At 72.0% G+C, this 13,284-nt stretch carries 10 protein-coding genes and 2 pseudogenes; 3 read left to right on the top strand and 9 right to left on the bottom strand.

Features of this window, described 5'->3' with window-relative positions:
- Positions 1 to 620: 620 nt before the first annotated feature.
- The 4 genes and pseudogenes from AB0K80_RS08645 to AB0K80_RS08630 form a co-directional block, all read right to left on the bottom strand.
- Positions 621 to 947: a hypothetical protein gene (locus AB0K80_RS08645; RefSeq protein ID WP_365667309.1), complete on the bottom strand. Its 327-nt coding sequence runs from the start codon at positions 945 to 947 to the stop codon at positions 621 to 623.
- 207 nt (positions 948 to 1,154) lie between these two features.
- Positions 1,155 to 1,245, bottom strand: a pseudogene (locus AB0K80_RS08640) (IS5/IS1182 family transposase); the annotation flags it as partial.
- Positions 1,246 to 1,259: 14 nt separating this feature from the next.
- Positions 1,260 to 2,123, bottom strand: coding sequence for an ABC transporter permease (locus tag AB0K80_RS08635; RefSeq protein WP_365667239.1), 864 nt, complete (start codon positions 2,121 to 2,123; stop codon positions 1,260 to 1,262).
- The gene (locus AB0K80_RS08630; protein ID WP_365667237.1) at positions 2,120 to 4,774 is read right to left on the bottom strand and encodes an alpha/beta fold hydrolase; all 2,655 of its coding nucleotides are present in this window, start codon (positions 4,772 to 4,774) and stop codon (positions 2,120 to 2,122) included. Before AB0K80_RS08630 ends, AB0K80_RS08635 begins: the two co-directional genes overlap by 4 nt.
- A 260-nt stretch (positions 4,775 to 5,034) precedes the next feature.
- Between AB0K80_RS08630 and AB0K80_RS08625 the strand changes: the two genes are divergently transcribed.
- Positions 5,035 to 6,243, top strand: coding sequence for a S8 family peptidase (locus tag AB0K80_RS08625; protein WP_365667235.1), 1,209 nt, complete (start codon positions 5,035 to 5,037; stop codon positions 6,241 to 6,243).
- Between the two features lie 146 nt (positions 6,244 to 6,389).
- On the opposite strand, the gene mmsA is transcribed toward AB0K80_RS08625, so the two are convergent.
- The 4 genes and pseudogenes from mmsA to AB0K80_RS08605 form a co-directional block, all read right to left on the bottom strand.
- A complete protein-coding gene (mmsA, locus tag AB0K80_RS08620; protein WP_365667233.1) occupies positions 6,390 to 7,892 on the bottom strand; it encodes a CoA-acylating methylmalonate-semialdehyde dehydrogenase in 1,503 nt (500 codons plus the stop codon).
- Between the two features lie 14 nt (positions 7,893 to 7,906).
- Entirely contained in the window at positions 7,907 to 9,790 is a 1,884-nt protein-coding gene (gene iolD, locus AB0K80_RS08615) for a 3D-(3,5/4)-trihydroxycyclohexane-1,2-dione acylhydrolase (decyclizing) (protein ID WP_365667231.1), read from the bottom strand.
- A gap of 144 nt (positions 9,791 to 9,934) precedes the next feature.
- Positions 9,935 to 10,030, bottom strand: a pseudogene (locus AB0K80_RS08610) (5-deoxy-glucuronate isomerase); the annotation flags it as partial.
- A gap of 47 nt (positions 10,031 to 10,077) precedes the next feature.
- On the bottom strand, positions 10,078 to 10,983 hold the full coding sequence (locus tag AB0K80_RS08605; protein ID WP_365667229.1) for a deoxyribose-phosphate aldolase: 906 nt from the start codon (positions 10,981 to 10,983) through the stop codon (positions 10,078 to 10,080).
- Between the two features lie 168 nt (positions 10,984 to 11,151).
- On the opposite strand from AB0K80_RS08605, the gene AB0K80_RS08600 reads away from it, so the two are divergent.
- Together AB0K80_RS08600 and AB0K80_RS08595 are read left to right on the top strand one after the other, a co-directional pair.
- Positions 11,152 to 11,685: a hypothetical protein gene (locus AB0K80_RS08600; RefSeq protein ID WP_365667227.1), complete on the top strand. Its 534-nt coding sequence runs from the start codon at positions 11,152 to 11,154 to the stop codon at positions 11,683 to 11,685.
- Between the two features lie 267 nt (positions 11,686 to 11,952).
- Positions 11,953 to 12,162: a MerR family transcriptional regulator gene (locus tag AB0K80_RS08595; protein ID WP_365667225.1), complete on the top strand. Its 210-nt coding sequence runs from the start codon at positions 11,953 to 11,955 to the stop codon at positions 12,160 to 12,162.
- 31 nt (positions 12,163 to 12,193) lie between these two features.
- On the opposite strand, the gene AB0K80_RS08590 is transcribed toward AB0K80_RS08595, so the two are convergent.
- Positions 12,194 to 13,237: a zinc-dependent alcohol dehydrogenase family protein gene (locus AB0K80_RS08590; protein ID WP_365667223.1), complete on the bottom strand. Its 1,044-nt coding sequence runs from the start codon at positions 13,235 to 13,237 to the stop codon at positions 12,194 to 12,196.
- Positions 13,238 to 13,284: the final 47 nt, after the last annotated feature.

The raw sequence follows: 13,284 nt of genomic DNA, 5'->3' as shown, positions 1-13,284 counted from the left end.
CTGCATCGATGCCTTTCATGGCCGCGGGAGCAGGGCCTTTCAGCGTGGCGACTGATCGGGTCCCGAGATGTGGGCGTCCGCAACGGACAAGGGTCCCGTGCCTGCGAGGGAGGCGCTCGACGAAAGACGCCGCGGCGGAGCGGCGGTGGCCGGCTCTTCGGCGCCGGGTGGCGAAGGCGGGTGAGCGGACCTCGACGGGGTCGGGCCCCGGGCGCGCCTGCTACCCGCGGCGCCCAGGCCTGCCAGCCATGGGGTACACCGGGTGGCGGCAGGCCCGGAACGCGTCGGATCCGGCTGACGGGCCGTCCGGGCCCGCAGCGTGGCGTCGGCTTGTGCCACCACCCCAAGGCCACCGCCCTGGAGTGCGCTGGAAGTCAGGTGACAGAAAAGAAGGCGGCGGCCCCTATAGAGGGGCCGCCGAGCCTGTTCTTAGCGGATGCGTCGCTTCCGACCGTGCCACCGGGCAGACCAGCCTGCCCGGCACGGACGAGGAGGCATCGTGCACCGGCACGGTGTGGCACGACTGCGCCAACGACAGCCGCCGCCCACCCGAGCCTTGCGGATCGCGGAATGGGCGGCGGCGGCAACGTCATCGGACGACTGCCGGCGAGGGGAGTGGGTCAGCCGCAGACCTGGAAGCTCTCGCCCTCGGTCTTCAGCGTTGCGCAGACCGGGACCCGCGGCGCAGTGACCGTGACGCTCTCCTCAGCCCCCTCCTTGACGGTCTTCTGTACGTTCAGGAGCTCCGTGTCGCCCGCGGTGATGCGGAAGCTGACGGTCCGCTGTGCGTCGCAGGCAACGCTGACGCTGAACTGCTTGGTCATGTTGCTGGTGACTGTGTGGGTGCCGACGCGGCAGGGGAATTGCTGCTGGGGAGCGGCCTGGGCGGGCGCGGCGGCGATGAGCGGTGCTGAGACCAGCAGCGCGGTGGCCGCCGAACGGAGCATGCGATGAGGCATTGGTTCTCCACGATGTTCATCCGGTCGGCCGTCCGAGGTGGCCGACCTCTCAATCTCGGCGCGAAATGTTCTATTGGCGCCTTTCGGGGAAGATGTGACCACGGTCGGTACAGGCTCTGCAACACGGTGGTCCACTGAGATCCGCCACTCGGGTGACGGGCGTTCGGGACCCCGTGCTCCAGCTCCGAGGACGTTGCGGAGCTCGTCCATGACCGTGTCGAAAACGGTGGAGTCGTTGACGTTGCCGGGCGTCGCAGGCGAGGTGGAGCTTCGTGGTCAGCCCGCCGCAACAGACAGTGCCTAGGACACCACGTCCTTGCGGGCGAAACCGCGGAAGGCCAGGGCGAACAGCACCAGGGCGTACGTGAGGGAGAGGGCCGTGCCCTGGATCATGCGGTCCCACTGCAACTGCGGCTGGACGGTGTCCAGCCAGGCGTACTGCCAGTGTGCGGGGAGGAAGTCGCGCCAGTCGCCGAGGGCCGTCACCTCGTCGAGGACGCTGCCGATGATGGTCAGGAACACCGCGCCGCCGACCGCGCCCAGGGGCGCGTCGGTCCGGGTGGAAAGCCAGAACGCCAGCCCGGCGGTGACCAGTTGGGACACGAAGACGTACGCCACGGCGATCAGCAGGCGCTCGGCGGCCGTGCCGGTCGGCAGGGTGCCGCCGGTGGGGAGTTCCAGCGGGCCCCAGCCGTACGCCGCCGTGCCGACGGCGAGGGACACCACGGGCAGCAGCACCAGCGCGGCCATGCTGAGGAGGAGTGCGACGGCGAGCTTCGACCACAGCAGGCGGGCCCGGGGCACGGGGGCTGCCAGCAGGTAGCGCAGGGAGGACCAGCCGGCTTCCGAGGCGACCGTGTCGCCGCAGAACAGGGCGACGGGGATGACGAGCAGGAAGCCCGCGGAGGCGAACAGGTTCACGGCGGCGAAGTTCGCGCCGGACGCGGTGGCGGTGTCCATCAGGTTGACTCGGTTGTTGCCGGCACCCGGTTCGCCGCCGACCTGGAAGGCGACGAGCAGCACGATCGGCAGGGCGAGCAGGACGCCGCCCATGACGAGGGTGCGCCGCCGCTTCAGCTGGCGGACCAGCTCGACCCACAGGGGCAGTGTGCGGCCCGCCCGGTAGCCGTCGGCGACCTCGACGGGCTCGGCGAGCGTGCTCATGCTTCGGCTCCGATCAGGGTGAGGAAGGCGTCTTCCAGGCGGCGGTGGGGGCCGATCGACTCGATCGGCACGTCGAGCCGGACGAGTTCGGCGACCAGGCGCCGGGGCGTGCCGTCGGTGTCGAGGCGGACCAGGAGCCCGTCGTCGGTGCGGACGGCGGAGGCGACGCCCGGCAGCGCGGCGACCTTCTCCACGACCGGCTCCTCGACGGGCGTGGCCGTGCCCACCAGGAGTGTGTCGCCCGAGCCGACGATCTCCGCGACCGGGCCCGCCTGGACGAGCCGCCCCTGGTCCATCACGACCAGGTGGGTGCAGGTCTGCTCGACCTCCGCGAGGAGGTGGCTCGAGACAATGACCGTGCGCCCGGCAGCCGCGTACCGGATCATGACCTCGCGCATCTCGCGGATCTGGGGCGGGTCGAGGCCGTTGGTCGGTTCGTCGAGGATGAGCAGGTCCGGCAGGCCGAGCATGGCCTGCGCGATGGCGAGGCGCTGGCGCATGCCCTGGGAGTAGGTGCGAACAGCCCGGGCGAGCGCGTCGCCGAGGCCCGCGATCTCCAGGGCCGCGTCCAGGTGGGCGTCCTCGGCCGGGCGGCCGGTGGCCCGCCAGTACAGCTCCAGATTCTTCCGGCCCGACAGGTGCGGCAGGAAGCCCGCGCCCTCGACGAAGGCACCGACCCGGGACAGCACAGGGGCGCCCGGGCGAATGGCGTGGCCGAAGACGCGGATCTCGCCGCCGTCCGGGGTGATCAGGCCCATCAGCATGCGCAGGGTGGTCGTCTTGCCCGCGCCGTTCGGGCCGAGCAGGCCCAGCACCTGGCCCTTCTCCACGCGGAAGGACAGGTCCTTGACCGCGTACCGGTCGGACGACTTCGCGTACCGTTTGGTCAGGCCGGTGATCTGCAGGGGGACTTCGGCCAGCGCCGGGTCCGGGGCGGATGTCGCCGTGCGGCGCCGTCCCGTCAGCACCAGCGCCACCGCGACGCCCGCTCCGGCGAGCGGCATCCAGAACACCCAGGCGGGCAGGGGGCCCTCGGTGTTCGTCCCGGCGAGCGGGGTGGGAATCTCCAGGTCGCCCTTGAGGGAGACCGTGTACGTCGCCGGGGTGACCGGGGAGGCGTAGCCGAGGTCCGTGGAGGAAAGGACCAGGCGCAGCCGGTGGCCGTCGTCCACCTCGTGGTCGATCGCCGGGAGGGTGATGCGGACGTCCTTGCCGGCCTTGGCGCCCTCGACGCGCAGGGGCGTGACCAGCTGGGAGGGCAGTACCGGCCGCGAGCGGCCGGGGCCGACGTCGTAGAGCTTGGCGAAGAGCACGGCGTCGTCGCGGGTCGACCGCACGTGGACCGTGACCGTCGGGGAGCCGGTGATCTGCGTTTCGTCACGGAAGGGGGCCGACTCGAACGCGGCGAACTGGCCCGGGAAATCGAGGGACACGCCGATACCGAGCGAGGACAGCTGGGAGAGGCCGCCGGCGGTGCCGAGGCCGGGCAGGGCGGAGACGGCGGGTGGGCCGGCGCCGGCCGGGTTGGCGAAGCGCTGCTCGGGCCGGCCGGTCAGGGCGATGGAGCGCGGGTCGCTCTCCAGACCGGGGTAGCGGTCCCTGGTGACGCCGCTGAGCCGGGGCTCGCCGTCGCCGGAGCCGGTGCCGAGGGTCCGGGTGACCCGGAAGGCGGGGCCGGTGCCGGCGCCCTTGTCGTCCTTCAGGTAGCGGTCGAACCACGCCCGTTCGCGCGACTGCACACGGCTGGTCTCCATGTCGCCGCCGTCGTGTCCACCTGCGATCCAGTCGACGCCGACCGGGGCGCCGTTGGCACGGATCGCCTTCGCCGCCTGGTCGGCCTGACCGAGCGGGAAGAGGGAGTCGGACTGGCCCTGTGTCAGCAGGGTGGGCACCTTGATGCGGGCCGCGACGGCGGACGGCGAGCGCTCTTCCAGCAACCTGCGCGCCTCGGCGTCCGGCTTGCCGGACTCGGCGACCCGCTCGTACATCCGGCACAGCCGCGGTTCGAACTTCTCGCACCCGCCGCCGGTGTTGACCAAGACGCCGGCCCACAGCTTCTTGAAGACGCCGTTCGGGAACAGCGCGTCGGCCAGGTTCCAGTACGTGATCGACGCGGCGATGGCGTCCACGCGGCTGTCGTGTCCCGCCGACAGCAGCGCGATCGCGCCGCCGTACGAGGCGCCGGCCACGCCCACGCGGGGGTCGCCGGGCTTGTCGAGCTCGACCTGGGGCTGGTCGGCCAGCCAGTCGATGAGCTCGGAGACGTCGGCGACCTCTCCCTCGGGGTCGTTCAGTCCGATCCTGCCGGTCGACTTCCCGAAGCCGCGCGCCGACCAGGTCAGCACCGCGTACCCGTCCCTGGCGAGGGCCTCGGCCTGCTGCCGGACGTCGTCCTTGCTGCCGCCGAAGCCGTGGCCGAGCAGGACGGCGGGGCGGCGGCCGGTTCCTCCGGAGGTGAAGTACGAGGTGTCGATGCGGACCCCGTGCCCTACGGCCATCACCCGGTCGGTGCGGTGGACCGGGGGTGGGTCGTCGGAGGCGGTCGCCGTCCACGTGCCGGCACCGGCGAGGACGACGACGGCGGCCCCGGCGGCCAGCAGGCGCCGGGGGCCTCGCAGCAGCCCTCGCAGTCCGGGCAGTCGCAGATCCATGCGTCAACGGTAAGCGCTGAACCTGTCGGCAAGTTGTCGACCGGAGAGCGAGTTCCACCCCTCCCCCAGGAGTACGGGCCTGTCTGCGCGTACTGCAGCCGCGGTAGGACGTCCTGGTTCCTTGGGCCATGGGCGCCGGGGCGTCTGTAAGCCCTTAGAGGTTATTAAGGATCAAAAGGACTAACAGCGCATTGTACTGGTCATTCGCCAGGCCATCCTCGGATTAGCGTCAGCCAACACCGTGAGGAAGGCCCTTCAGGATGCGCGAAATCTTCACCACCCGGCGGCGGATCGTGGCGGCGATCGCCACCACCGCAGCGGCGGCCGCCATCGGGTGCGGCACCGTTCTGCCCGCTGAAGCCACCCCGTCCACCGGAAGGATTCTGCAAGAGGACTCCGCCGACGCCGTCGACAACAGTTACATCGTCGTACTGAAAGAATCCTCCGGGATCAGGGCGAACTCGAAGAAAGGCGAGCAGTGGGCGGCCAAGTACGGCGCCACGGTGGACTGGACCTACGACACCGTACTCAACGGTTACGCCATCCGTATCGGCGCCGCGGGAGCGAGGAGTCTGGCTGAAGACCCGGCCGTCGAGTTCGTCGAGCAGGACCAGAGGGTCCACCTCGAGGCGACCCAGTACACCCCGCCGTGGGGCCTGGACCGCATCGACCAGCCCCAGCTTCCGCTCAACCTCGCGTACACCTACCCGGATACGGCGGGCAAGTCCGCGACCGTGTACGTGATCGACACGGGAGTCCGCATCACGCACACCGACATCGCCGGGCGCGCCAGGCACGGATACGACTTCGTCGACCGTGACGCCAACGCCTCCGACGGCAACGGTCACGGCACGCACGTCGCCACCACGGTCGCCGGCAAGACGTACGGCGTCGCGAAACAGGCCAAGATCGTGTCGGTACGCGTGCTGGACAACAGCGGGGCCGGCACCCTCTCCGGTGTCATCGCGGGCGTCGACTGGGTCACGGCGCATCGCGTCAGACCCGCGGTGGCCAACATGTCGCTGGGCGCCAGCACCAGCACGGCGCTGGACACCGCGGTGAGGAACTCCATCGCCTCTGGTGTCACGTACGCGGTGGCCGCCGGCAACTCGAACGTGAACGCCTCGACCTTCTCACCGGCCCGGGTGAGTTCTGCCCTCACCGTGGGGGCCAGCACCTGGACGGACAACAGAGCCAGCTTCTCGAACTACGGTTCCCTGCTCGACATGTTCGCCCCCGGCTCCTTGATCACCGCGGGCTGGAACACCAGCGACACGGCGACGGCCACGCTCTCCGGCACATCGATGGCGGCCCCTCATGTGGCCGGAGCCGCGGCCGTCTACCTCACCTCGCACCCCAGCGCCAGTCCGGCGACCGTACACAACGCTCTCGTCAACGGGGCAACGACCGGAGTCCTGCACAACACCGGGTCCGGTTCACCCAACAGGCTTCTCAGACTTGTCCCCTAGTGCTTCGTCACGTCGGCCCTGGACCGCTTCCCGGGCCGCACGTGGCGCGGCCGGCACCACGACGTCACCCCCGTCACCGCCGCCCATGCCTTCCTCACCGTTGGGCGGCTCGGCCCTGAAGCCCTCGATTGCAGCGGACAGGGGGGTCAGGAGTGGCGCGGGAAGCCCAGGTCCACGCCCGCCGGGGCGTCGGCCGGGTCGGGCCAGCGGGTGGTGACGACCTTGCCGCGGGTGTAGAAGTGCGTGCCGTCGTTGCCGTAGATGTGGTGGTCGCCGAAGAGGGAGTCCTTCCAGCCGCCGAAGGAGTGGTAGCCGACGGGGACCGGGATCGGCACGTTCACGCCGACCATGCCGGCCTCGACCTCCAGCTGGAAGCGGCGGGCCGCACCGCCGTCCCGGGTGAAGATCGCGGTGCCGTTGCCGAACGGTGAGGCGTTGATGAGGTCCAGGGCCTCCTCGTACGTCTCGGCGCGCAGCACGCACAGCACCGGGCCGAAGATCTCGTCCTGGTAGGCCTTGGCGGTGGTCGGCACCTTGTCGAGCAGGGAGATGCCGATCCAGTGGCCGTTGTCGTAGCCGTCGACGGTGTAGCCGGTGCCGTCGAGCACGACCTCACAGCCCTCGGCCGCCGCGCCGGTGACGTACGACGCCACCTTGTCGCGGTGGGCCTTGGTGATCAGCGGGCCCATCTCGGAGGCCGGGTCGTCGCCGGGGCCGATCTTGATCTTCTCGGCGCGCTCGCGGATCCTGTCCACCAGTTCGTCGCCGATCGCGCCGACCGCCACGACCGCCGAGATGGCCATGCAGCGCTCACCGGCCGAGCCGTAGGCCGCGGAGACGGCCGCGTCGGCCGCCGCGTCCAGGTCGGCGTCCGGCAGCACCAGCATGTGGTTCTTGGCACCGCCGAGAGCCTGGACGCGCTTGCCGTGCGCGGAGGCGGTGGCGTGGATGTAGCGGGCGATTGGGGTGGAGCCGACGAAGGAGACCGCCTTGACGTCCGGGTGCTCCAGCAGGCGGTCCACCGCCACCTTGTCGCCGTGCACGACGTTGAAGACCCCGTCCGGCAGGCCCGCCTCCGCCAGCAGCTCGGCGAGCCGGACCGACGCCGACGGGTCCTTCTCGCTGGGCTTGAGCACGAAGGTGTTGCCGCACGCGATGGCGATCGGGAACATCCACATCGGCACCATCGCCGGGAAGTTGAACGGCGTGATGCCCGCGACCACCCCGAGCGGCTGCCGGATGGCGGCCACGTCGACGCGGCTGGCGACCTGCGTGGACAGCTCGCCCTTGAGCTGCACGGTGATGCCGCAGGCCAGATCGACGATCTCCAGGCCGCGCGCCACCTCGCCGAGCGCGTCGGAGTGCACCTTGCCGTGCTCGGCGGTGATCAGTGCGGCGATCTCGTCGCGGTGGGCGTCCAGCAGCGCGCGGAACCGGAACAGGATCGAGGTGCGCTGGGCCAGCGACGACTGGCCCCAGCCGGCGAAGGCCTCCTTGGCGGTCGCGACCGCGGCGTCCACCTCCTCGACGGAGGCGAACGCGACCTTGGTGGTCACCTCGCCGGTCGCCGGGTCGGTCACCGGCCCGTACGTACCCGAGGCGCCCTCGACGGTCCTGCCGCCGATCCAGTGGTTGACGGTCTTCGTCATGGCCGGGAACTCCTTCACAGATGGCGGCGTCGGGTGGAGACGTGCCGTTCGTACAGCTCACGTGCCTTGACCGCGGACGGCCGTGTCGCGGTCTCGGCCACGGGGACATCCCACCAGGCCTGGGCGGGCGGCGCCCCCGACACAATGTCGTCCGTTCGGGTCTCCACGTAGACACATGTGGGGGTGTCGGCGGCCCGGGCCTCGGCGAGCGCGGCGCGCAGGTCCCGAACGGTCTTCGCGCGCAGCACCCGCATGCCGAGGCTGGCCGCGTTGGCCGCCAGGTCGACCGGCAGCGGCGGGCCGGTGAAGGTGCCGTCGTCGGACCGGTACCGGTAGTCGGTGCCGAACCGCTCGCCGCCCACCGTCTCCGACAGGCCGCCGATGGACGCGTACCCGTGGTTCTGCACGACGACCACCTTGACGGCGAGGCCCTCCTGCACGGCGGTCACCAGTTCCGTCGGCATCATCAGGTAGGTGCCGTCTCCGACCAGCGCCCACACGGGACGGTCGGGGGCCGCCAGCTTGACGCCGATCGCGGCCGGGATCTCGTAGCCCATGCAGGAGTAGCCGTACTCCAGGTGGTACTGGTCGCGGGACCGGGTCCGCCACAGTTTGTGCAGGTCGCCGGGGAGGGAGCCGGCCGCGTTGATGACGATGTCCGACTCGTCGACCAGGGCGTCGAGCATGCCGAGGACCTGCGGCTGGGTGGGGCGGATGTCGGGCTCGTCGGCCTCGTAGCAGGCGTCGACGCGCTGCTCCCAGCGCTCCTTGTCCTCGGTGTACTCGCGGGCGTAGGAGTCGCTGACCCGGTAGGCGTGCAGGTCGAGGGCCTCGGTCAGCTCCTCCAGGCCGCTGCGGGCGTCCGCGATCAGCGGCCGGCCCGCGAGCTTGTGGCCGTCGAAGGGGGCGATGTTGAGGTTGAGGAAGCGGACGTTCTCGCCGGTGAAGAGCGTCCCGGAGGCGGTGGTGAAGTCGGTGTAGCGGGTGCCGACACCGATCACCAGGTCGGCGGTGCGGGCCAGTTCGTCGGCCGCGGCGGTGCCGGTGTGGCCGATGCCGCCGACGTCCTGGGGGTGGTCCCAGCGCAGCGAGCCCTTGCCGGCCTGGGTGGAGGCGACCGGGATGCCGGTGTGCGCGGCGAACTCGGCGAGGGCGTCCTCGGCACGGCTGTGGTGCACCCCGCCGCCCGCGACGACCAGGGGCCTTTTCGCCGCCCGGACGGTGCGTACGGCCTCGGCGAGCTCGGTCGGGTCGGCGCCCGGGCGTCGTACCACCCAGACCCGCTCGGCGAAGAACTCCTGCGGCCAGTCGTACGCCTCGGCCTGCACGTCCTGCGGCAGGGCCAGGGTGACCGCGCCCGTCTCCACGGGGTCGGTGAGCACCCGCATCGCCTGCAGCGCGCTCGGTATGAGTGCCTCGGGCCGGGTGATCCGGTCGAAGTACCGCGACACCGGGCGCAGGCAGTCGTTGACCGACACGTCGCCCGCGTACGGCACCTGAAGCTGCTGCAGGACGGGGTCGGCGGGGCGGGTGGCGAAGACGTCCCCGGGCAGCAGCAGCACCGGGAGGTGGTTGATGGTCGCCAGGGCGGCTCCGGTGACCAGGTTGGTGGCGCCCGGGCCGATGGAGGTGGTCACCGCGTGGGTCGACAGGCGGTTGCACTGCCGGGCGTAGCCGACCGCCGCGTGCACCATGGCCTGTTCGTTGCGGCCCTGGTGGTAGGGCATGACGCCGGCGTGCTCGACGAGGGCCTGGCCGATCCCGGCGACGTTGCCGTGACCGAAGATGCCCCAGGTCGCGCCGATCAGCCGGCGCCGTACGCCGTCCCGCTCCGTGTACTGGGCGGACAGGAAGCGGACGAGTGCCTGTGCGACCGTGAGCCTCGTCGTTGAGGTCATCGGTAACCCCCTGCGGTTTTCGTGGTCCGGGTGGAAGCGGATCCGGTGTCAGACGGCTCCGTCACTCCCGTACGGCTCCACGGTGCCGTACGACTCGACGCGATGCCCGCGCAAGCCCGCGGGGCGGGCTTCGGCACGGGTACGGGGGGCCTCCGGCGCGGGGCCGTGGCGGGCGGGGAGTCGTCGCTCGCACTTCGCTCCTGCCAGGGCGAAGTGGACTCCCGCGCCGGAGGCGGTCCGGGGCCGGGCGGCGCGGTGGCCGCCCGGGCGCGGTGGGACGGTGGCGGTCATGACGGCGGCTCGCACAGCAGTCCTGCGGCGGTGTCGACCGCGGCGGCCACATCGCCGTCCGCGGGATACAGCAGCGAACGGCCGACCACCAGGCCGCGCACGGTGGGCAGCCGCAGGGCGCAGCGCCACTTCTCGTACGCGGCGGCCTGCTCGCCGGGGTCGTCGCCGAGGTCGCCGCCGAGGAGGACCGCGGGCAGGGTCGAGGCGGCCATGACCTCGGCCATGTCGTCGGGGTTCTCGGTGACCGGGACCTTCAGCCAGGTGTAGGCCGAGGTGCCGCCCAGACCGGAGGCGATGGCGATCGACGTGGTGACGGCCTCGGCGGACAGGTCGTTGCGCAGCCTGCCGTCGGGGTCGCGGCGGGAGAGGAACGGCTCGACGAACACCGGCAGCCGGCGGGCCGCCATCGCGTCGATCACACGGGCGGTGGACTCCAGGGTGGTCAGCGAGCCCGGGTCGTCGTGGTCGATGCGCAGCAGCAGTTTGCCCGCGTCGAAGCCGAGCCGTTCGATGTCCTCGGCGCGGTGGCCGGTGAAGCGGTCGTCGAGTTCGAAGCGGGCGCCCTGGAGGCCGCCGCGGTTCATCGACCCCATGACGACCTTGCCGTCCAGCGCGCCCAGCAGGAGCAGGTCCTCGAGGATGTCGGCGGTGGCCAGGACACCGTCGACGCCGGGACGGGACAGCGCGAGGCAGAGGCGGTCGAGGAGGTCGGCGCGGTGGGCCATGGCCAGGGGCCGGCCGCCGACGCCCAGGGCCCCGCGCGCCGGGTGGTCGGCGGCGATGATCAGCAGCCTGCCGTCGTGGTTCAGGAGGGGCCGGCGGGTGCGGCGCGCGGCGGCCTCGGCGACGGCTTCGGGGTGCCGGGTGCGCACCCGGACGAGCTCGGCGACGTCGACGCCCATGTCACCGCCCCTCTCGTCCGCCCGCGGTCCGGCTCCGCCCGGCTGTGTAGTGGCTTTCTAGTCCGGCACGGGAAGCCCTGTCAATGTTTTGTCCGGACATTCGGACGAGACTTTGCCGGGAGTTCGCCCGCGGGGGCGTTGTCAGTGCGGGCGGCTACCGTCCCGGGCATGCCGGCCTCCTACACCACTCTGTGGACCAACGACCTGTGCAGGACCCTGATCTCGGAAGGCTTCACGGGTGAGCGCCTGACCGTGCTGTTCGGCGGGCCGCATCAATCGCTGCCGAGCTTCGCGCGGGCCGGGGTGCGGCCGGGCGACGTCATTCATCCGATACGGGTCTACCGCAAGCGCCTGTGGCTGCTCGGGGCCCTGGAGGTCGGGCGCCTGCTGGACTACGACACGGCCGGCGAGCACCTGGCCATGGAGGACTACGTCCGGCTGCTGCACTGGCGCCCGCTGAGAACCGGCTGCGTCAGCGAGGTCGTCGTGGGCCCGCCGGGCGCTGCGCTGACCTTCGACAGGCCCGTGCCCCCCGATCTGCTCAGCCGGCTCACGTACCGCTCACGGCGAGGCGAACGGCAGGTCAAGCACGTCGTGGACGGTGAGCTGCGCAGCGCGGTGAGCGTGCACGGCGTCTACCGCCTGGCTCCTGAGTCCGCCGGCGCGCTGGACGCGCTCATCCGGGACGGCGGCTGTCTGTGAGGCGCGGCTGCCGTCAGCTCTGTGTCAACGCGCCCCGCTGACCGTGCGCTGCGCGCCATTGCCCCGGCTCTGTCACAAAGACCCCGGCGGTGTCACGGCTGTCGCGGGTACGTGGCGCTTCCGTCACACCGCCGCACAGCCCCTGCCCCGGGGTCACGCAGCGTCGTTGACCCGGCACAGGCTTGATGATCGCCGGCGCAGCACCCGGCTCCCCCGGACGGCCGCTCCCGGCCGCCGCCCGCGGTGCGCGCAGGAGAGGGGCAAGGCATGACCGACCGACGGCTCTGGTCCTACAAGGAGATCGCGGCACACATCCGGGTGCAGCCGGACACCGTGCGCTCGTACCGCAAGCACGGCCTGCTGCCCCCGCCCGACCACGTGGAGAGCGGCAAACCCTTCTGGTACGCGGACACGGTCCGGGCCTGGGTGGCCTCCCGGCCGGGCAACCGGGGCCGCGGACCGGCCGAGGAGTCCTGAGCCGCCCCGGGAGGCAGGGTCGCTCCGGCCGTCAGCTCCACGGTTCGACGACCGTCACGCCCGCCCCCGGCGCCGTCCCCATCGCGGCCAGCGCCTCCGGAACCGCGTCCAGCCCGATCGTGGCCGTCACCAGGAGGTCGGGCCGCAGCACGCCCGCGCGGACCAGTTCCAGCATCGGCGGGTAGGTGTGGGCGGCCATGCCGTGGCTGCCGAGCAGTTCCAGCTCGAGGGCGATCGCCCGGGCCATCGGGACCGGTGTGGTGCCGGTGGCCGAGGGCAACAGGCCGACCTGGACGTGGCGGCCCCGGCGGCGCAGCCCGTTCACCGAGGCGGCACAGGTGGCCGGTGAGCCGAGGGCGTCCAGGGACAGGTGAGCGCCGCCGTCGGTGAGCTCGCGGACCGCCGCTGCCGTGTCTCCGGCGCGGGAGGCGTCCACGCACTCGGCCGCCCCGAACCCGCGCGCCAGGTCGAGGGCGTGGGGCGAGACGTCGACGGCGACCACCCGCGCGCCGGACGCCGCGGCGATCATCACCGCCGACAGGCCCACCCCGCCGCAGCCGTGCACCGCGACCCACTCCCCCGCCGCGACGCGCCCCTGCTGCACGACCGCGCGGTAGGCCGTGGCGAACCGGCAGCCCAGCGAGGCCGCCGTCGCGTACGACAGCTCCTCGGGGACCGCGACGAGGTTGACGTCGGCGTGGTCCAGCGCCACGTACTCGGCGAAGCTGCCCCAGTGGGTGAAGCCGGGCTGGGTCTGCCGCTCGCACACCTGCTGGTCGCCCGCCGCGCAGGCCGGGCAGGTGCCGCAGGCGCACACGAAGGGCACGGTGACCCGGTCGCCGGGCCGCCACCCGGTCACCCGCTCTCCGACCGCCTCGACGACACCGGCCAGTTCATGCCCGGGTACGTGCGGCAGTGTGATGTCAGGGTCGTGCCCCTGCCAGCCGTGCCAGTCGCTGCGGCACAGGCCGGTGGCCTCGACCCGGACCACGACCCCGTGCCCGGCCGGCCGGGGCTCCGGCACCTGCCGCACCTCGGCCGGTTCCCCGTACCGCTCGAACACCACGGCTCGCATGCGCCGACCTCGCTCTTTCCTCGACGGCTCGTCCGGCGGAACGCTAG

The sequence above is a fragment of the Streptomyces sp. NPDC052682 genome (genome assembly GCF_040678435.1).
In the GTDB taxonomy this organism is placed as follows: Bacteria; Actinomycetota; Actinomycetes; order Streptomycetales; family Streptomycetaceae; genus Streptomyces.
This window is presented reverse-complemented; position numbering and strand designations above follow the sequence as displayed.